Here is a 19,001-nt window from a genome sequence, read left to right on the forward strand (position 1 = left end):
GCGGGGAATCCAGTCCCCGGCGCCCCGCCGGAGGCTCAGACCTTCCGGGTCACCCTGGAGCCGGCATGGACCACCCGGCTGCGGCTCCGGCCCGAGCTCGGGCGTCGCACCCGCACCCGCTGGCGCCAGACGAGGATGGCGCTCGCCACCCGATCGAGGACGAGCATGCACAGGCTGCCGACGATGGCGAGCACGCAGGCGGCCCCGATCAGGACGCCCCAGATCCCGGGGGCCGGGATGATCATCAGGCACAGGAGACCGAAGACGGCCGCGCCAGGTATCCACTTCGCCATCGCGCCGTCCGCCTGAACCAAGGGTGTCGCTCGGGCACAAGCTGCACCGAGACCCTTAAGAGGGTTGGTTCGACTGGTGTGTAGGCGAATAGTTTTGTCTCTAGAAGATATGAATCTGTCGGTCTCGGTTTATGTACGGTAAATACGGCGGTGAATATGGTCGGTCAGCGGCGTCCCGGGACCTGATCTCAATCCACCAGCGACAAGGTCCGTCCGGCGCTGACCAGATGGTAGAATCGGCCGTCGAACATCTGCATCACCGCCTCGGTGGCGGCGTGCGATTGCGGGCGGATCGACGAGGCGAGGCAGGCGTCCAGGGCCGCCTGGTCGGGGAAGTCCATCTCCAGGATCATGGCGATCGGCCGCGCGTCGTCGTCCTTGGAGACGAGGCGCTGGACCCGCACGGCGGTGACGCCCGGGAACCGCCGCCAGAACGGCTCCAGCTCGTCCCGGACCCGGCGGAAGAACTCCTCCTCCCGCCCGTCGCGCACCGTGCCCTCGTAGATCGCGGTCCTGGTCAGCATCGGCCGTCCCCCGGAAGTCCCCGTCAAACCCCCGGGTCAACCGCCGGCGGCGGGGATCGCTCCCCGCGATGATCCGGCAGCGCTCCGGCAGCGCTCCGGCAGCGCTCCGGCAGCGCTCCGGCAGCGCTCCGGCGGTGACAACGCGCACCGGCTGTCGGCGGAATCGGCCGCCGGCGGGACGGACGGGCTTCTCCCCCGCGGCCGGTCGGCGTATCCAGGGACAGCCCATCGTGACGATGCGGGAGAGACCGGGATCTTCCCAGCAGAGGGGACCCGGCGCCGACGGAGCAACCGCCCCGGAAACTCTCAGGCACCGGAACCGTGTCGTCAGGGCGATCTGGAGAGTGGTGCAGCGGGCTGAAACCGTGGGCACCCGCCGAAGGGGACGTCCGTGCCTCGCCTCGCCAGGGCGGGTCGGATCAAGCTCTCAGGCACCGGGACAGATGGGGCGCGCAACCGGCCGACCACTCGAGGGCGGCCTCCACGCGTCCAGTCCCGGAGTCCAAGCTCATGACCCACATCGCCGTGATCGGCGCCGGCATCACCGGCGTGACGACCGCCTACGCGCTCGCCCAGCGCGGCTACCGCGTCACCGTCCTCGACCGGCAGCGCTACGCCGCCATGGAGACCTCCTTCGCCAATGGCGGCCAGCTCTCGGCCTGCAACGCCGAGGTCTGGAACAAGCTCTCCACGGTGGTGCAGGGCCTGCGCTGGATGCTGCGCCGGGACGCGCCGCTGCTGATGAATCCCAGGCCCTCCTGGCACAAGCTGTCGTGGATGGCCGAGTTCGTCCGCGAGATCGCCCATTACCGGGAGAACACCGTGGAGACGGTGCGGCTGGCCCTGAAGGCCCGGGAGGCCCTGTTCGCCATGGCCGAGGCCGAGGGGATCGACTTCGACCTGAAGACCCGCGGCATCCTGCATTTCTACCGGGACCGGGCGAGCTTCGAGAAGGCGACCGCCGTCAACGCCCTGCTGCGGGAGGGCGGCCTGGAGCGCTACGCCGTGACCCCCGAGGAGATCCGGGCGATCGAGCCGACGCTGGCCGGGCGCTACCACGGCGGCTTCTTCACGCCCTCGGACGCCACCGGCGACATCCACAAATTCACCCGCGGCCTCGCGGCCGCCTGCGCGCGCAAGGGCGTCCGCTTCGTCCAGGACGCCAGCGTCGAGACGATCGCGCCCGGGGAGGGGGGCTACGCCGTCGGCTGGCGCGAAGCGGGCCGGCCGGCCGGCGACGCGCGGGTCCTGCGGGCCGACGCGGTGGTGATCTGCGCGGGCTGCGCCAGCCGGCACTTCGCGGCGATGCTCGGCGACCGGGTCAACGTCTACCCGGTGAAGGGCTACTCGATCACCGTGAACCTGCTGACCCCGGAGGCGCAGGCGGCGGCCCCGGAGGTGAGCATCCTCGACGAGGCGGCCAAGATCGTCACCAGCCGCCTCGGCGACGAGCGCCTGCGGGTCGCCGGCACCGCCGAGTTCAACGGCTTCAACCGCGACATCCGCCACGACCGGATCGAGCCGCTGGTCGACTGGACCCGCGAGCAGTTCCCGCGCGTCGACACCGACCGGGTGGTGGCCTGGAGCGGGCTGCGACCGATGCTGCCGACCATGCTGCCCAAGGTCGGCCGCGGCCGACTGCCCGGAATCTTCTACAACACCGGGCACGGCCATCTCGGATGGACCCTCTCGGGCGCCACCGCCGAGCTCGTCGCCGGGGCGGTCGCCGCCGAGCACGCCCCGGAGCCGACGATCCTGCCGCTCGCGGCCTGACCCGGGTCTCCGAAGGGCCCGAGGCCCTTCAGCAGGTTGTCAGGGCGGAGCCCTGACGCGCAGCGCGGCGCGCCGTCCCATCCTCGAACAGGGGGCGCGCCGTCGAAGATTATTTTGTATTCTCTTTCCGAACCACCCCGGAACCCGAGCCGCGATGCCCTCGTCTCCCGCCTATCTCGACCCCGCGACCGGGGCGACCTACCCGATCGAGACGCCGCGCTGGCGCTCCGAGACGGGCGGTCCGCTGATGATCACCGACCTGCCGGGAATCGGGCGGGCGGAGATCGACACAGGCCGGCGCTCCCTCTGGCGCTACGCCGCCGCCCTGCCGGTGGCGGTGGCCGACCCGGTCACGCTGGGCGAGGGCTGCACCCCGCTGGTGCGCCGGCCCTGGCGGGGCGGCCACGCCCATTTCAAGCTCGAGTGGTTCGCGCCCTCCGGCAGCTTCAAGGACCGGGGCGCCGCCGTGATGCTGTCGATCCTGCGCCAGCAGGGGATCGACGCGGTGCTGGAGGATTCCTCCGGGAACGGCGGCGCCGCGGTGGCGACCTACGCGGCGGCCGCCGGGATGCGGGCCAAGATCCTGGTCCCGGCCTCGACCTCGCCGGCCAAGACCGTCCAGATGCGGGCCGCCGGCGCCGAGGTCGAGCTGGTGCCCGGCACCCGCCAGGACACCGCCGACGCGGCCGTCGCCCAAGCGGAGTCGATCTTCTACGCCAGCCACAACTGGCAGGCCCATTTCCTCCAGGGCACCAAGACGCTGGCCTACGAGCTGTGGGAGGATCTGGGCTTCACCGCGCCCGACGCCGTGATCATCCCGTGCGGGGCCGGCAGCAACATCCTCGGCTGCGATATCGGCTTCTCGGAGCTGCTGCGCCGGGGGGCGATCGCCCGCCTGCCGCGGCTCTACGCGGTCCAGCCGGCCCATTGCGCCCCCCTGCACGCGGGTTTCGAGGCCGGCGCCGCGGATTTCGTGCCGATCACCCCGCGCCCGACGCTGGCCGAGGGCGCCTCGATCGCCCAGCCGGTCCGCGGCCGGGAGGTGCTGGCGGCGCTCCGCCGCTCCGGTGGCGGCACCGTGGCGGTCTCCGAGGACGCCATCGAGGCGGCCCTGATGGAGCTCGCCCGGTCGGGCCTCTACGTCGAGCCGACCTGCGCCATGGCGGCGGCGGCGCTCACCGACCTCACCGCGCGCGGCGCGATCCGGCCCGAGGAGACCACCGTGGTGGTGCTCACCGGCACCGGCATCAAGGCGACGCCGCGCATCGCCGAGCTTCTGGGCCTCGCCCCGTAACCCGGCTCCCCCCGCCACGAGATCCGCACCCGTTCAGGAGGACACACCATGCGCAACAACATCCCCGCCACCGTCGGGATGCCGGTCGAGGAGGTGGACACCCCCTGCCTGCTGGTCGACCTCGACGCCCTCGAGCGCAACGTCGACACGCTCGGACGCTTCATGAAGGCGCACGGCCTGCGCCACCGGGCGCACGCCAAGACCCACAAGTCGTCCGACATCACGGTCCTGCAGATGGAGCGGGGCGGCGCCTGCGGCGTCTGCTGCCAGAAGGTCAGCGAGGCCGAGGCGCTGGTGAGCGCCGGCATCCGCGACGTACTGGTCTCCAATCAGGTGGTGGCGCCGAAGAAGATCGAGCGCCTCGCGGCGCTCGCCACCCGCGCGCGGGTGCTGGTCTGCGTCGACGACCTCGGCAATGTCGACGACCTCTCGGCGGCGGCGGTCCGGTACGGCGTCACCCTCGAGTGCCTCGTGGAGATCGACGTCGGCGCCGGCCGCTGCGGCGTCGCGCCGGGCGAGCCCGCTCTGGCGATCGCGAAGAAGATCGCGGCGGCGCCGGGCCTGCGCTTCGCGGGCCTGCAGGCCTACCAGGGCAAGGCCCAGCACGTGCGCGATTTCGGCGAGCGGAAGGCCCTGATCCAGACGGCGATCGACGAGACGAAGCGCACCGTCGACCTGCTCAAGGCCGAAGGGCTCGACTGCGCCATCGTGGCGGGGGCCGGCACCGGCAGCTTCGCCATGGAGGGCGGCAGCGGCGTCTACAACGAGCTGCAATGCGGTTCCTACGTCTTCATGGACGCCGACTACCAGCGGGTGAAGGACGCGGACGGGCGACCGATCGCGGAGTTCGAGAACAGCCTGTTCATCTACACGGCGATCATGAGCAAGGCGAAGGCGGACGTCGCGATCTGCGATGCCGGCCTGAAGGCGCAGAGCATCGACAGCGGCCTGCCGGTGGTCTTCGGCCGGGACGACGTCGAGTACGTCAAGTGCTCGGACGAGCACGGGGTGATCAGCGATCCCGGCAACGTGCTGAAGCTCAACGAGCGCCTGAAGCTGATCCCCGGCCATTGCGATCCGACGGTCAACGTCTACGACTGGTACGTGGGCGTGCGGAACGGCCGCGTCGAGGCGATCTGGCCGGTCACCGCCCGCGGCATGACATTGTAACGGGATTCCGAAGGGCCGAGGCCCTTCGGCGGGGCGTCGGGGCGGCGCCCCGACATCGGGCTCCGCCCGATACCCGCGAAAGGTCTCGACCTTTCGAAACCATGACTCGGGAGATCCCTGAATCCATGCGCTTCATCTCCGAGGAGGACTCCGCCGCCCTGGTCGATCACGCCCTGGCGTTCGACGCGGCCCGCGCGGCGCTGATCGCCGCGGTGGCGCCGGGGACCACCCTGTTCCCGGCGGTGCTCGGCCACGGCTCGGAGCCGACCAACCGGTTCTCGATCAAGTCGGGCTCCACGGCGGACTATGCCGGCCTGAAGGTCGGCTCGTTCTGGCCCGGCAATCCCGATCGGGGCCTGCCCCGGCACAATTCGGTGATCCTGCTGTTCGACCAGGCCGTCGGCCGGGTCGACACGGTGATCGAGGCCGGGCGGGTGAACGCCTACCGGACCGCCGCCGCCGACGCGGTGGCGGCGAGCGTCCTGGCGCGGCCGGACTCGGCGGTGCTGGCGGTGTTCGGGGCCGGCAACCAGGCCGAGTTCGAGTGCGCGGCGCTCGCCCGGGTCCTGCCGATCCGGACGGTGCTGGTCGTCGCCCGGGACGCCGCCAAGGTCGCGGGCTTTGCCGAGCGCCTGGCGGGGCAGGGGGCCTCGGGGATCGACGTGCGGGCGGCCGCGCCCCGGGAGGCCTGCGCGGCGGCCGACGTGATCGTCACGGCGACGCCGGCCCGCGCGCCGCTGTTCGAGGCCGATTGGGTCCGTCCCGGCACGCACGTCGCCGCCATGGGCGCGGACGCGAAGGGCAAGCAGGAGCTGCCCCCGGCCCTGCTGGAGCGGGCGGCCCTGTTCTGCGACCTGCCGGAGCAGTCGCGCACCATCGGCGAGTTCCAGCACGCCTCCGCGGACGCCCAGGCCGGAATGCGGGCGCTCGGCGACGTGCTCCGGAGCGGGGAGGGGGGTCGGACGGGTCCGGAGGCGATCACCGTGTTCGATTCCTCCGGCATCGCCCTGCAGGACCTGACCATCGCCCGGGCGATCCTCGCCAAAGCCGACGCGCGCCTGTAGGGGGAGGCCGGCGCCGGCCCTCCCCGCCCCGGCGGAGGACGGCATGCAGGACAGGCAGATCCGGGTCATCGGCATCGGCACGGGCGATCCCGAGCACCTGACCCTCCAGGCGGTGCGGGCGCTCGCCGACGTCGACGCGGTGTTCGTCCTCGACAAGCGCGCCGAGACCGCCGACCTCGTCGAGATCCGCCGCCGGATCTGCGCGGCCCATATCGCCAAGCCACACCGGTTCGTCACCGTCGAGGACCCGCCCCGGGAGCGCCGCCCGGCCGATTACGGGCGCACCGTCGAGGCCTGGCACGCGGCCCGGGCCGAGCGGCTGGAGACGGCCTTCGCGGCCCATCTCGGGGCCGGGGAGGTGGGGGCGATCCTGGCCTGGGGGGACCCGGCCCTCTACGACAGCGTCCTGCGCATCCTCGACCACATCCTCGCCCGCGGGCGCGTGCCGTTCCGGCGGCTCGTCGTGCCCGGGCTGTCCAGCGTGCAGGTCCTCGCCGCCCGCCACGGCGTCCCGCTGAACGGCATCGGCGGGTCGGTGCTGATCACCACCGGCCGGCGCCTCGCCGCGGGGTGGCCGGCGGAGGCGGAGAGCGTCGTGGTGATGCTCGACGGCGACCCGGCCTTCGCGCATCTCGACCCGGACCTGACGATCCACTGGGGCGCCTATCTCGGCAGCCCGGACGAGATCCTGGTCTCGGGCCGGCTCGGCGACGCGGGCGAGGAGATCCGCCGGGTCCGCGCCGAGGCCCGGGCCCGGCACGGCTGGATCATGGACATCTACCTGCTGCGCCGTGACCGCGCCGCCACGGACAGGGCCGGCGCGGCCGGCTAGACCGCCGCCATGCTGCGCCTGCGGGACTACCAGCGCGCCAGCCTCGACGCGCTCTCGGCCGCCTGGGCGCGGGGAGGGGCGGACGACGCGGCGCCCGGCCACCTGATCGTGCTGCCCACCGGGGCGGGCAAGGCGCTCGTGATCGCGGCGCTGGCCCGGGAAACCCTTGAGGAGAACCCCCTCGCCCGGGTGGCGATCGTCACCCACAGCCGCGAGCTGGTCGCCCAGAATTTCTCCGAGCTGACCCGGTCCTGGCCGGGGGCGCCGGCCGGGATCTTCTCGGCCGGGCTCCGGCGGCGGGAGGCCGAGGCGCAGGTGCTGGTCTGCGGCATCCAGTCGGTGGCCGACCGGCTCGACACGGTGGGCCCGCGCGACCTCGTGATCGTCGACGAGGCCCACCTGATCCCCCGCGCCGCCGACACCCGCTACGGCCGCTTCCTGGCTGGCCTGCGCGCGCGGACCCCCGGGCTGCGGGTGGCGGGCTTCACGGCCACGCCCTACCGGCTCGATTCGGGCCGGCTCGACGAAGGCGAGCACCGGCTGTTCTCCGGCATCGCCTACGAGGCCGACACGTTCACGCTGATCCGGCGCGGCTACCTCGCGCCCCTCGTCTCCAAGGCGACCCTCACCCAGCTCGACGTCTCGGGGGTCGGCCGGCGCGGGGGCGACTACATCCCGGGCGAGCTGGAGGCGGCGGTCAACCGCGACTGGATCACCCGGGCGGCGGTCGCGGAGCTCGCGGAGTACGGGCGTGCCCGCCGGGCCTGGCTCGCCTTCTGCGCCGGCCTCGCCCACGCGGACGCCGTGCGCGACGCGGTGCGGGCGGAGGGGCATTCCTGCGAGAGCGTCTCGGGCGAGACACCCCGCCGGGAGCGCGACCGGATCGTGGCGGCGTTCCGGGCGGGAAAAATCCGCTGCCTGACCTCGGTGGGCGTGCTCGGGACCGGTTTCAACGTGCCCGAGGTCGATCTCGTGGCGCTGCTGCGCCCGACCCGCAGCACCGGCCTCTACGTGCAGCAGGTCGGCCGGGCGCTGCGCTGCGCGCCCGGCAAGGCCGACGCGCTGATCCTCGATTACGCCGGTCTGGTGCGGATGCACGGGCCCGTGGACGCCGTGACGGTCCGGAGCGCCACCCAGGGACTGGGCGGGGCAGGGGCCCCGCGCGCCAAGCCCTGCCCCGGCTGCGGCGCCCTGATCGCGCTGAACGCCTCCACCTGCGAGGCGTGCTGGACCGAGCCGGAGGCGGACCCGGACGCCGAGGCCCCGCACGAGGCCGCCGCCGACGACGAGCTGGCGATCCTCTCGGCGGATCCCGGGCTGCCCGGTCCCGAGCCGGCGGGCCCTGCCCCGGTGGCGGAGGCCGGCGGGCAGGAGGCTGCTCGGCAGGAGGCCGCCTGGCATCCGGTCACGGCCCTGAAGCTCGAGGCCGCACCCGACGGGCTCGACCTCGTCCTCGGCTGGCGGGACGGCCCCGCCGAGGCGGCGTGGCGCGTCCGCCTGCGGCCCGAACGCAGCGGCTACGAGCGGGAGAAGGCGGTGTCCTGGTGGCGCGGCCTCGGCGGCGGCCGGGACGCGCCGATGAGCGCCGCGGAATTCCTGGAGCGCGCCGCGCTCCTGGCCCGGCCGGCCTCGATCCGGATCCGGCCGGGCCGGCTGTCGGAGCATATCGACTGTCGGACCCGGGATGGCCGGATCCTCGGCGACGTGCGCCGCCTGGGCGGGCGCGCCGCGTGAGGCGGCGCGAGTCGCGGCGGGGAGGGGGCTCGGACCGCCCTCGCCCGATCCGGATGCCGCCGAGCCGAGCGGGCCTCGACGCCGGGCCGCACCGCCCGGATCCGGAGGCGGCCGGAGACGAGATCCCATCCGGGCTCGCAGCCGGCCACTCACAGCGGCTCAGCCGGCGGATCACCCCTCACCCAGCCCGATTTGCTCGTTGCATTCCATAATATATCTTATGCGAACATCGTGGACGCGTGTGGGGGCCGGATTGTCGGGTGCTGGGCGCCTCGCCCTGGAGGCCGCGCGGTTGGATCAGGGCTGTTGATCGGACGTCAGGTCGAGGCCGGGGATGAAAGGGTGCGCGCGCCGACGCCGGGCATGTTCGGCTCCGACCCGGGCCGCGACGCGCCCGTCGTCGCGCGCGACGCGGCGTGATCGCCGCGGCGGGCGCGGGGACGAAGGGGCCGACGGGCGCCGAAGTCCGACGCTCCCGGGCAGGGCGGTCGGGTCAGGGGCCGGAGGCCCCTCCCCGCGGCGGACGGACTGGAACGACGCACGGCCGAGCGCTGCCGCGGCGCTCCGGCTAGCTCAGCGTCGCGCGCGGTGGCTGCCCGGCTCTTCGGGCGTGGCCGCCCGCGAACCCGGCGGCGATCTCCGACGCGCCCGGCGCGGTCCTGTCCGCGCGGGCGAGGGCACCTGCGCGTCCGGCCGGGCTCACCGGTCCCCTGCCCTGCCTGTCTGACCTGCCGGTCTGACGGCTCCCGAGCCGGATGGCCAACCCGGCGGGGCCATCCAGGCCGGCGGTGCGCGCACCGCGTCAGCGCATCACCGACACGCTGGTCAGCCAGAGCCGGCAGAGCCGCGGCCAGAGGGCGACCGGCGCCTCCGACCGGCCGATCCCGAAACCGTGGCCGCCGACCGCGAAGCGGTGGTACTCGACCGGTACGCCCGCTTCGCGGCAGGCCGCGTCCAGGATGCGGCTGTGCTCCGGGCTGATGACCGCGTCGTCGTCCGCCTGCACGAGGAACAGTGTCGGGCAACCGGACCGGATATGGGTCTGGAGCGACCAGTCCCGGCTCGCCGCCGGGCTCGGGGTCTCGCCGACGAGGGACCGCCGGGTGGTCGTGCGGTCGTAGGGCGGCTCCAGGCTCACCACGGGGTAGATCAGCGTCGCGAAGTCGGGCCGCGCCGACAGGTCGTCGGCCGCGTCGACGGGGTCGTAGGCCCGGAACGTGGAGCGCGCGGCGATGAGGCCGCCGAGGTGCCCGCCGGCGGAGAAGCCGAGCACGCCGACGCGGGCCGGGTCGATCCGGAAGCGCGCGGCCGCGGCGCGGATCAGGCGCAGGGCCCGCTGCCCGTCCTGGAGCGGCGCCAGGGGGCCCGCCGCCCAGCCCTCGCCCGGCAGGCGGTAGGTGAGCACGAAGGCCGTGATGCCCTGCGCGGCGAGCCAGAGCGCGGCGGGGAGCGCCTCCTTGACCATCCCGATCCGGGCGTAGCCGCCGCCGCCGGCGACGAGGACCGCCACGCCGGTCGGCGTCTCCGGGGCGTACACCTCCAGGACCGGCACGGCGACGTTCTTCACGGCGCCGCTGTCGTCGCGGACCGGCGGACCCCGCGGACCGCCGCCGCCCGGCGGCTCGCCCGGCCAGAGCGGGATCCGCTCCGGTGCCCCGACGGCGTCGGCCCCCCGCGCGGACAGGACGGCCGAACCCGCGGCCAGGGTGAGGAGCAGAGAGCGGCGGTCGGGCACGAAACCGGTCATGGGCCCCCTCGCGACGGGCGCGGTCCCGTGCGGCCCGGTAGGCAAGACCGCCGTGCCGGATCGGTTCCCGGTCGGGCGCCGGTCCGGGTCTACAGGACCCGCGGCAGCAGCCGGCCGAGGAGATCCCGGCCCGGGAACCGGACCGGAGGCATCCGCAGCGCCGGCGCCGGCTCATCGCCGGGGATCGGCCCCTCGGCGAAGCGGGCCCCGGCGGACCAGAACCCGTCCCGCCGCGTGCCGATCATGCCGAGCCCGACGGGTTCCCGCGCCGCGTCGGGGCGCAGCCGTCCCGCCGCCCAGACGCGCTGCCAGCACCGGCGCCGCGACAGGTCGGCGTCCCGCCAGCCCAGCCGCGCGTAGCCGGCCGCCGCGAAGACCCGGTCCCCGGCGAAGTCCTCCGGAATCCACACCCAGCTCGAGAACACGTGGACCGTGTCGGCGCGGAAGCCGGCCGGGTTCACCGCCCGCGTGTAGGCGCTCAGAGCCTTCGCCCGGTGCCGGCCGACATGCCGGCGCAGGCGCCCCGGGAGCGCCAGCGCCTCCGGGAAGGCGGCGGCGTCGAGGCGGGTCGGTGCCGCGCCGCGCTCCAGCGCGTAGGCGCTGTCCACGAGGTGCATCCAGGGTTCGAGATCGACCTCCCAGGCCTGCTCCACCGGCGCGAACCGGCGGACCCGTCCCGCGATCAGCCGGTCGGCGACGCGCCGGGCGGGCTCGGGAACCCAGTCCGGCCCGGCCTCGGTCACGCGGAGCAGCGTCGCGGGCCCGTGCGCACGGACCGCCTCGGCCAGGCGGGCGAAATCGGCCTCGGGCTCGTCGCGGCCGGCCTTGCGCACCAGGATCTTCGACCCGTCGGCGAGCTCGTCCAGCAGCTTGCGCTTGAGATGGGCCAGCCGGCCGTACTCCCGCTCCAGCAGCACCTCCGGCTCGATCGAGCCGGCCGGGTGCCCGGTATTCGCCCAGATGTTGTAGGCGACGCTGTGGCAGTAATAGGTGCCGCCGGAACTCACGGAGAGCCGCAGGTCGCCCGGCACGCCGAAATCCGCGAAGCCGCAGCGCAGGCCGCGGATCAGGTCCTCCATCGGCGTGTAGGAGAAGCGCAGCAGGCCGGAAGGCTCGACCCCGCCGTAGCGCTGCACGAACCCGAACTCGCAATTGTCGCCGAGGCTCCGAAAGGCGTGGAGCCGTTCGGCGAGGAGCACCGCCGTCGTCCTGTTCTCGGTCACTGCATCCGCTCTGTCTCGCCGCGCCCGTCGCACCTCGATCGCGGCGGGGTAGGGCCATTGTCCAGTCCCCGCCCCGTCGTCGGGGCGCGCCCCACGCTCAGCCGGCCGGGGGCGCCTCCGGGGTTACCTCCAGGGGCACTTCCAGGCGGAAGCAGGCGCCCTTCTCTCGGGCCGGGATCGTCAGGCTGCCGCCGAGCTGGCGCGTGAGGCTGCCGACCACCCGCATGCCCAGGCTCTTCGAGCTGCGCCCGATCTCGAACCCCGCCGGAAGGCCGATCCCGTCGTCGGCAACCTCGACCACGAGCCCCTCCGGCCGCCGCTCGGCGCGGACCCGGATCTCGCCGCCCGCCGGGTGCGTCTCGGTCGGGTAGGCGTATTTCAGCGCGTTGGTGACGAGTTCGTTGACCAGGAGGCCGATGGGAATCGCCCGGTCGGCCGAGATCCGCTGCGGGCAGGCCGTGCAGGTAAGCCGCTGGCCCGGCACGCCGCTGGCGAGGTTGGCCACCAGCTTCTCCAGGAAGGGCGCGAGGTCGAGCTCGCCCGGCACCCCCTCCCCTTCACCCTCTACCTTGTCACCCTGCCGCCAGAGCTGGTCGTGCACGCCCGCGATCGCCTCGACGCGGCTGCGCGCGTCCGCCAGGGCCGCCTGAACGGCGGGTTCCTCGGCGGCCCGGGCCTGCAGGGCGAGGAGGCTCGCCACGATGGCGAGGCTGTTCTTGACCCGGTGGCTCATCTCGCGGGCGAGCAGGTCCTGCCGGGCGAGGGCGGCCCGCAGCAGGCTCTCGGTGCGCTGGCGCTCGATGGCGCCGCCGAGCAGGTTGGCGAAGCCCTGCATGAAGGCGATGTCGGCCTCCGCGAACATGCCCTCGCGGGTGTCGTCCACCTCCAGCACCCCGAAGGCACCGTCCCGGTTCTCGATCAGCACGTTGATCGCCCGGCGGATGCCGTGCTCGGCCATGAGCTGCGGCGTGCGGAACCGGGTCTCGTCCGCGAGGTGGTTGGAGATCACAGGCCGGCCGGTCTTGAGGGCGAATCCGGCCGGGGAGGCGAGATCGGCCCCGATCCGGGCCTTGCCGATCACGTCGGGCCCCCAGCCGACACCGGCCCGGACCAGCAGGGTATCGGCGCCGCGCCGATATTCCAGGGCCTTGCAGAACTCGGCGCCCATGCCCTGCGCGCACAGTTCCGCGGCCCGCTGCAGCAGGTGGTCGACATCGGTGCCGCGCAGGGCCTCGACACCGAACTCCGACAGGATCGCCTGCTGGCGCAGGCGATAGTCGAGATCGGGCGGCGCGGGCGCGCGGCGCGGCTCGGGGCTCGGTTCCACTTCGGTCTGGTCGGTCTGCGGAGTCATGGAGGGCGGCAGGGTAGCAGGAAGGTGGCCCCGGCGCGAAGCGTCGTCGCCCGGAGGAGCGCACGCGTCCTCGCACCCGTCGCCGCGAGTGTCGTCGTACGTGTCGTCGCACGTGTCGTCGCACCCCGGCGGCCGCCCGGACCCCCCGGCCCCGTACGGCGTTCGTCCGTCGAGCACGCTTCGACGAATGCGTGGAGAAACGCGCGGAGGAACGCACGCATGGCCGACGACCTGAACGGACTCTCCGACAAGGCCCTCTCGATCCTCGCCTTCGCGGCCTATCACCGGCTCGTCAGCGGCGAGACGGTCACCTCGGTGATCCGCCGTGACGGCGCCGGCCACGAGGCCGACCCGGAGGGCGTGAAGGAGCTGGAGGGGCGCGGCCTCGTCACCGCCGGCGAGAGCGCCATCGACCTCGGCGAGACCGCGCAGGCGGCGGTCGAGACGATGGTCACCGCCCTGCGCCGGGAGGTCGGCCGCTGAGTGCGGCATCCCGGCCGTGGAAACCCGGGAACGCGCCCGCCGCCGGGCGCCTTTCCCCGCATCCACGCCCTCATTCACGCTCATATCCACGATGGAGACGCGCATGACCGCCAAGGCGAAGGTGAAGACCGGGGACGACGTCACCTACAAATGGGGCAAGGGCACCGTCTCGGGTGAGGTGACCAAGGTCCACACGCGGGACGTGGAGAAGACCATCAAGGGCAACACGGTGAAGCGCGAAGCCTCGAAGGCCGAGCCCGCCCTCGAGATCAAGACCGCCAAGGGCAAGACCGTGCTGAAATCGGCCTCTGAGGTCCGGGTCAAGTCGGCGTAAGCGCGCAACCTTCGCGTGCCGTGATCTTGCGCACATCGCTTTCTGCTTAAGGTCTCGCCGGAAGCGGGGCGGCGGCTATCTGTAACGGTTCCAGCCTTGGAAGCCGGGACCCCCGCATGACCATTCCCCTCAGGCTCACCCTGAACGGGCAGCCGCGCGAGATCGCCCTCGACGATCCGCGCGTCACCCTCCTCGATCTCCTGCGCGAGCGCCTCGGTCTGACGGGCGCCAAGAAGGGCTGCGACCGCGGCCAGTGCGGCGCCTGCACGGTCCTGGTGGACGGGCGCCGGATCAACAGCTGCCTGACCCTCGCCGCGAGCCTCGACGGTGCCGAGATCCTCACCATCGAGGGGCTCGCCGAGGGTGACCGGCTGCACCCGGTCCAGGCGGCCTTTATCGCCCATGACGGCTTCCAGTGCGGCTTCTGCACCCCCGGCCAGATCATGAGCGCGGTCGGCCTGATCCGCGAGGGCCACGCCGGTACCGATCCGGAGCGCATCCGCGAGGGCATGAGCGGCAATCTCTGCCGCTGCGGCGCCTACGCGGGGATCCTGGACGCCGTGCGGGACGCGGCCGCCCGGACCTCGGAGCAGCGGGAGGACGCGGCGTGAGGACCTTCGACTACATCCGCCCCGCGAGCGTGCCCGAGGCCGTGGCGGCCGGCCAGCAGCCGGGCACCGCCTTCCTCGCCGCCGGCACCAATCTCGTCGACCTGATGAAGGGCGGTGTCGCCACCCCGGAGCGGGTCGTCGACATCACCCGCCTCCCCGGCCTCTCGGCCATCGAGCGGCTGCCGGACGGCACCGCCCGGGTCGGGGCCCTGGTCCGCAACAGCGACCTCGCCCACGACCCGGCCTTCGCCAAGGCCTACCCGATGGTGGCCGAGGCCCTGCTGGCCGGCGCCTCGGCGCAGCTGCGCAACGCCGCCACGGTCGGCGGCAACCTGATGCAGCGCACCCGCTGCCAGTACTTCACCGACGCGGTCTCGCCCTGCAACAAGCGCGCGCCCGGCTCCGGCTGCGCGGCCCTGGGGCACGCCACCCGCATCCACGCGGTCCAGGGTTGGAGCGAGCACTGCATCGCCACCCACCCGTCCGATTTCTGCGTGCCGCTCGCCGCCCTCGACGCGGTGGTCGAGATCGCCGGGCCGGACGGTGCCCGGGAGGTGCCGCTCACCGCGTTCCACCACCTCCCCGGCGACCACCCGGAGCGGGAGACCGAGCTGCGGCCCGGCGAGCTGATCACCGCCCTGCGCCTGCCCCCCGAGGCGGCCGCGTTCCGGGGCAATGCCCGCTACCTCAAGGTCCGCGACCGCACCTCCTACGCCTTCGCGGTCGTCTCGGCGGCGGCCGCCCTCACCCTGGAGGCCGGCGGCCGGATCGGCCAGGCCCGGCTCGCCCTGGGCGGGCTGGCGCTCAAGCCCTGGCGGGTGGCGGAGGCTGAAGCCGCGCTCGCCGGGCAGGCACCCTCCCCCGAGGCCTTCGCGAAGGCCGCCGAGGCCGCGCTCGCCGGCGCCAAGCCCACCGGTGAGGCCAACGCCTTCAAGGTCGAGCTCGCCCGCCGGGTGGCGATCCGCGCGCTGACCCAGGCCGCCGCGGGCACGCCCGCACGGATCCCGGCCCTCCCCGCTTCCCCGTTCGGCATCGTCTGACCCTGCCCCCGGTCGGCGGCTCCAGGGCCGTCTTTGCGAGCGGAGCGAAGCAACCCAGGCGGCGCCACGATGCCCGGTGTCGCGCTGCCCTGGGTCACTTCGCTGCGCTCGTGATGACGGAGCGGGTCACCGCAACCGAAGGCTTCAACCGGAACCCTTTGAGGAGACCCGCATGACCGCGACCTCCACGCCCGCCCCGAATCTCCCCGCCGGCGCGATCCGGCACGGCTCCAGCATCGGCCAGCCGCTGACCCGGCGCGACGGCCCGCTCAAGGTGACGGGCCAGGCCCGCTTCTCCGCCGACAACCTGCCGCCCGGAACCCTCCACGCGGCGCTCTGCGTCGCCCGGATCGCCCGCGGACGCGTCACCGGCCTCGACGTGGCCGCCGCGGAGGCGCATCCCGGCGTCGTCGCGGTGATGCGGCCGGGGCACGCCCCGACGCTGGCCAAGGACCCGGACGCCAAGGACGGGCCGTTCACGTTCCGCCTCGACCTCCTGCAGAACGACCGCGTCCGCTACGCCAACCAGCCCATCGCCGTGGTGATCGCCGAGACCCTGGAGGCGGCCACCGAGGGCGCCCGGCTGCTCGCCCCGACCTACGCGGCCGAGACGCCGCGGATCGGGCTCGATTCCGGCGAGGCCTTCACGCCGGATTCGGTCGGCGTCGGCGCGCCGCCCGTCGAGACGGACGGCGATGTCGAGGCCGGACTCGCGGCCGCGTCCAAGGCGATCGCCGCCACCTACGAGACGCCGGCCCAGTATCACAACGCCATGGAGCCCCACGCGGCGGTGGCGAGCTGGGACGGGGACCGGCTGACGCTGTTCATGCCGACCCAGGCGCTCGCCATGTCGCAGGCAAGGCTCGCCGGGCTGTTCGGCATCGGCCCCGACGACATCCACATCGAGAGCCCCTATCTCGGCGGCGGCTTCGGCTCGAAGGGCGTCCCCGCCGGGCCGCAGGTGCTCGCCTGCATGGCGGCGAAGCTCGTCGGCCGGCCGGTGAAGCTCGTCCCGACCCGGACCCAGATGTACGGCCCGATGGGCCATCGCGGACCGACCCGGCAGACCCTCCGGCTCGGCGCCGACGCCTCCGGCAAGCTGACGGCCCTCGACCACCACATCCGCACCGCCTCGTCGAGCTTCGACGACTTCTTCGAGCCGGCGGGCCGGGCGACCAGCACCCTGTACGCGAGCCCGGCCATCGCCATCCGGCACGAGGCCGTGCGCCTCGACACCGGCACGCCGCTGTTCATGCGCGCGCCCGGCGAGGCGACCGGCAGCGTCGCCCTGGAGAGCGCGCTGGACGAGATGGCCCACGAGCTCGGCATGGACCCGCTGGAGTTCCGGCTCGCCAACTACGCCGAGGTCGAGCCGATCACCGGCAAGCCGTTCTCCTCGAAGGCCCTGCGGGACTGCTACCGGCGCGGCGCCGAGGCCTTCGGCTGGGCCGGTCGCCCGCTGCAGCCCCGCCAGACCCGCGACCGGGACGGGTTCCTGGTCGGCACCGGCATGGGCACCGCCACCTTCCCGGCGCTGATCTTCGAGGGGATGGCCCGGGCCGAGATCCGCGCCGACGGCACCGGCACGGTGGAGCTCGGGGCGATCGACATGGGCCAGGGCTCGTGGACGGCGCTCGCCCAGATCGCCGCCGACGGGCTCGGGATCGGGATGGACGCCCTCACCTTCCGGATGGGCTCGTCAGACCTGCCGAATGCCGGCATCGCGGGCGGCTCGGGCCACACCGCCACGGCGGGCGGCGCGGTCCACGCGGCGGCCGGCGACGTGATCCGGCAGCTCGCGGAGCTCGCCACCAACGACCCCGCCTCCCCGCTCTACGGCGCCGGCAATGCCGGCGTGACCGCCGCGGGCGGGCGTCTGACCCGGCGCGACGACCCGGGCCGGAGCGAGTCCTTCACCGACATCCTCCGGCGGGCCGGCCGGTCGCGCATCGAGGGCCAGGGCAAGGCCGGCGCCGACCCGGCCGCGCAGGCCTCCTACGCCATGCACGCCCACGGCGCGGTCTTCGCCGAGGTGAAGGTCGATCCCGATCTCGGCCAGATCCGCGTGAGCCGCCTCGTCGGCGCCTTCGCGGCGGGCCGGGTGATCAACCCGCGCCTCGTCCAGAGCCAGTATTACGGCGGGATGATCTGGGGCCTGTCCTTCGCCCTGCACGAGCGGGCCGAGATGGACCCGCGCACCGGCCGCTTCCTCAACGACAATCTGGCCGAGTACCACGTGCCGGTGAACGCCGACGTGCCCGCCCTGGAGGCGATCCTGGTCCACGAGGACGACGCGGTGGTGAACAACCTGGGCGTGAAGGGGGTCGGCGAGATCGGCATCACCGGCACGGTGGGCGCCATCGCCAACGCGGTCTGGCACGCCACCGGCGTGCGGGTCCGCGAGATGCCGATCACCCTCGACAAGCTGCTGGGCTGATCCAGCGCGTCGGTCGCGTGGAACCGGTCCCGGGCGCGTCGCGCCGCCCGGGTTTTTTTAGTATGGGGCATGCCACCCGGCGGCCGGCGGCCGCCGCAGCAGCGCGGAGACCGGCATGCCCCTCACCAGCGACATCGGCGGCGTCGTCCCGATCGCGCCGACCCCGTTCCATCCGGACGGCCGGATCGACGAGGTCTCCCTCGACCGGATGACCGACTTCTTCGGGGCGGCCGGCGTCGACGGCCTGACGATCCTCGGCCAGCTCGGCGAGGCCGGCAAGCTCGACCACGCGGAGGGCATCGCCGTGGCGCGGCGCGTTCTCGGGCGCACCCGGCTGCCGGTGATCGTCGGTGTCACGGCGCCGGGCTTCGCGGCCATGCGGTCGCTCGCCCGGGAGGTGATGGAGCTGGGCGCGGCCGGCGTGATGATCGCGCCGCCCAACACGCTCCGCACCGACGACCAGGTGGTCGGCTATTATCGGAATGCCGCCGAGGCCGTGGGCCCGGACGTGCCCTTCGTGCTTCAGGACTATCCCCTCACCTTCTCGGTCCAGATGACCCCCGGCGTGATCCGCCGGATCGTGTCGGAGAACCCCTCCTGCGTGATGCTCAAGCACGAGGACTGGCCGGGACTGGAGAAGATCTCGACGCTGCGCGGCTTCGAGGCGGACGGCTCGATGCGCCACATCTCGATCCTGGTCGGCAACGGCGGTCTGTTCCTCGATTTCGAGACCGAGCGCGGCGCCGACGGGGCCAATACCGGCTACGCCTTCCCGGAGATGCTGGTCGACGTGGTCCGCCTCGGCCGGGCCGGCGAGCGCGACGCCGCCCACGACCTGTTCGACGCCCACCTCCCCTATCTCCGCTACGAGCAGCAGCAGGGCCCGCTGGGGCTCGCGGTCCGCAAATACGTGTTCATGCGCCGGGGGATCTTCGCGTCCGACGCGCAGCGCAAGCCGTCGCAGGCGCTGACCGCGCAGGCGAAGGCCGAGGTCGAGTACCTGCTGGCCCGCCTCGCCCGCACCGACGCGCGGGCCCGTCTCGCGGCCTAGACCGCCCTGCCCCGGCCGGAAGGCCGGGGCCTCGCCG

The 19,001-nt window shown here is 73.7% G+C and carries 17 protein-coding genes and 2 riboswitches; of the genes, 12 read left to right on the forward strand and 5 right to left on the reverse strand.

Annotated features, from left to right (window positions below):
* Nucleotides 1–35: 35 nt before the first annotated feature.
* Both ACLBYB_RS28285 and ACLBYB_RS28290 read right to left on the reverse strand, forming a co-directional pair.
* On the reverse strand, nucleotides 36–293 hold the full coding sequence (locus ACLBYB_RS28285; RefSeq protein WP_026605306.1) for a hypothetical protein: 258 nt from the start codon (nucleotides 291–293) through the stop codon (nucleotides 36–38).
* A 188-nt stretch (nucleotides 294–481) separates the two neighbouring features.
* The gene (locus ACLBYB_RS28290; RefSeq protein WP_447700753.1) at nucleotides 482–817 is read right to left on the reverse strand and encodes a hypothetical protein; all 336 of its coding nucleotides are present in this window, start codon (nucleotides 815–817) and stop codon (nucleotides 482–484) included.
* A 229-nt stretch (nucleotides 818–1,046) separates the two neighbouring features.
* A riboswitch (glycine riboswitch) is annotated at nucleotides 1,047–1,149 on the forward strand.
* Between the two features lie 3 nt (nucleotides 1,150–1,152).
* A riboswitch (glycine riboswitch) is annotated at nucleotides 1,153–1,262 on the forward strand.
* Nucleotides 1,263–1,327: 65 nt separating this feature from the next.
* On the opposite strand from ACLBYB_RS28290, the gene ACLBYB_RS28295 reads away from it, so the two are divergent.
* The 6 genes from ACLBYB_RS28295 (at nucleotide 1,328) to ACLBYB_RS28320 (ending at nucleotide 8,684) form a co-directional block, all read left to right on the forward strand.
* Nucleotides 1,328–2,590: a D-amino acid dehydrogenase gene (locus ACLBYB_RS28295; RefSeq protein ID WP_447700754.1), complete on the forward strand. Its 1,263-nt coding sequence runs from the start codon at nucleotides 1,328–1,330 to the stop codon at nucleotides 2,588–2,590.
* A gap of 154 nt (nucleotides 2,591–2,744) precedes the next feature.
* Entirely contained in the window at nucleotides 2,745–3,884 is a 1,140-nt protein-coding gene (locus tag ACLBYB_RS28300; protein WP_447700755.1) for a pyridoxal-phosphate dependent enzyme, read from the forward strand.
* A 48-nt stretch (nucleotides 3,885–3,932) separates the two neighbouring features.
* Nucleotides 3,933–5,054: a DSD1 family PLP-dependent enzyme gene (locus ACLBYB_RS28305; protein WP_447700756.1), complete on the forward strand. Its 1,122-nt coding sequence runs from the start codon at nucleotides 3,933–3,935 to the stop codon at nucleotides 5,052–5,054.
* 125 nt (nucleotides 5,055–5,179) lie between these two features.
* Nucleotides 5,180–6,118: an ornithine cyclodeaminase family protein gene (locus tag ACLBYB_RS28310; protein ID WP_447700757.1), complete on the forward strand. Its 939-nt coding sequence runs from the start codon at nucleotides 5,180–5,182 to the stop codon at nucleotides 6,116–6,118.
* Nucleotides 6,119–6,161: 43 nt separating this feature from the next.
* Nucleotides 6,162–6,950: a precorrin-6A synthase (deacetylating) gene (cobF, locus tag ACLBYB_RS28315; protein ID WP_447700758.1), complete on the forward strand. Its 789-nt coding sequence runs from the start codon at nucleotides 6,162–6,164 to the stop codon at nucleotides 6,948–6,950.
* 9 nt (nucleotides 6,951–6,959) lie between these two features.
* Nucleotides 6,960–8,684 carry a DEAD/DEAH box helicase gene (locus tag ACLBYB_RS28320; RefSeq protein WP_447700759.1) on the forward strand — a complete coding sequence of 575 codons (1,725 nt, stop codon included), beginning with the start codon at nucleotides 6,960–6,962 and terminating at the stop codon, nucleotides 8,682–8,684.
* Between the two features lie 802 nt (nucleotides 8,685–9,486).
* On the opposite strand, the gene ACLBYB_RS28325 is transcribed toward ACLBYB_RS28320, so the two are convergent.
* The 3 genes from ACLBYB_RS28325 to ACLBYB_RS28335 form a co-directional block, all read right to left on the reverse strand.
* Nucleotides 9,487–10,431 carry an alpha/beta hydrolase gene (locus ACLBYB_RS28325; protein WP_447683469.1) on the reverse strand — a complete coding sequence of 315 codons (945 nt, stop codon included), beginning with the start codon at nucleotides 10,429–10,431 and terminating at the stop codon, nucleotides 9,487–9,489.
* Nucleotides 10,432–10,520: 89 nt separating this feature from the next.
* On the reverse strand, nucleotides 10,521–11,654 hold the full coding sequence (locus tag ACLBYB_RS28330; RefSeq protein ID WP_447700760.1) for a hypothetical protein: 1,134 nt from the start codon (nucleotides 11,652–11,654) through the stop codon (nucleotides 10,521–10,523).
* A gap of 97 nt (nucleotides 11,655–11,751) precedes the next feature.
* Nucleotides 11,752–13,008, reverse strand: a complete 1,257-nt coding sequence (locus ACLBYB_RS28335) for a sensor histidine kinase (protein ID WP_447700761.1) — start codon at nucleotides 13,006–13,008, stop codon at nucleotides 11,752–11,754.
* A 219-nt stretch (nucleotides 13,009–13,227) separates the two neighbouring features.
* On the opposite strand from ACLBYB_RS28335, the gene ACLBYB_RS28340 reads away from it, so the two are divergent.
* The 6 genes from ACLBYB_RS28340 (at nucleotide 13,228) to ACLBYB_RS28365 (ending at nucleotide 18,964) form a co-directional block, all read left to right on the forward strand.
* On the forward strand, nucleotides 13,228–13,491 hold the full coding sequence (locus ACLBYB_RS28340; protein ID WP_020095533.1) for a hypothetical protein: 264 nt from the start codon (nucleotides 13,228–13,230) through the stop codon (nucleotides 13,489–13,491).
* A 103-nt stretch (nucleotides 13,492–13,594) separates the two neighbouring features.
* On the forward strand, nucleotides 13,595–13,825 hold the full coding sequence (locus ACLBYB_RS28345) for a hypervirulence associated TUDOR domain-containing protein (RefSeq protein WP_042673358.1): 231 nt from the start codon (nucleotides 13,595–13,597) through the stop codon (nucleotides 13,823–13,825).
* A gap of 116 nt (nucleotides 13,826–13,941) precedes the next feature.
* Nucleotides 13,942–14,436, forward strand: coding sequence for a (2Fe-2S)-binding protein (locus ACLBYB_RS28350; protein WP_447700762.1), 495 nt, complete (start codon nucleotides 13,942–13,944; stop codon nucleotides 14,434–14,436).
* The gene (locus ACLBYB_RS28355; protein ID WP_091677259.1) at nucleotides 14,433–15,476 is read left to right on the forward strand and encodes an FAD binding domain-containing protein; all 1,044 of its coding nucleotides are present in this window, start codon (nucleotides 14,433–14,435) and stop codon (nucleotides 15,474–15,476) included. The genes ACLBYB_RS28350 and ACLBYB_RS28355 overlap by 4 nt, the downstream gene beginning before the upstream one ends.
* 172 nt (nucleotides 15,477–15,648) lie before the next feature.
* Nucleotides 15,649–17,913, forward strand: coding sequence for a xanthine dehydrogenase family protein molybdopterin-binding subunit (locus tag ACLBYB_RS28360; protein WP_447700763.1), 2,265 nt, complete (start codon nucleotides 15,649–15,651; stop codon nucleotides 17,911–17,913).
* 115 nt (nucleotides 17,914–18,028) lie between these two features.
* Nucleotides 18,029–18,964 carry a dihydrodipicolinate synthase family protein gene (locus ACLBYB_RS28365; RefSeq protein ID WP_100253330.1) on the forward strand — a complete coding sequence of 312 codons (936 nt, stop codon included), beginning with the start codon at nucleotides 18,029–18,031 and terminating at the stop codon, nucleotides 18,962–18,964.
* The last annotated feature ends 37 nt before the right edge of the window (nucleotides 18,965–19,001 follow it).

Source organism: Methylobacterium sp. D54C (assembly GCF_053345595.1).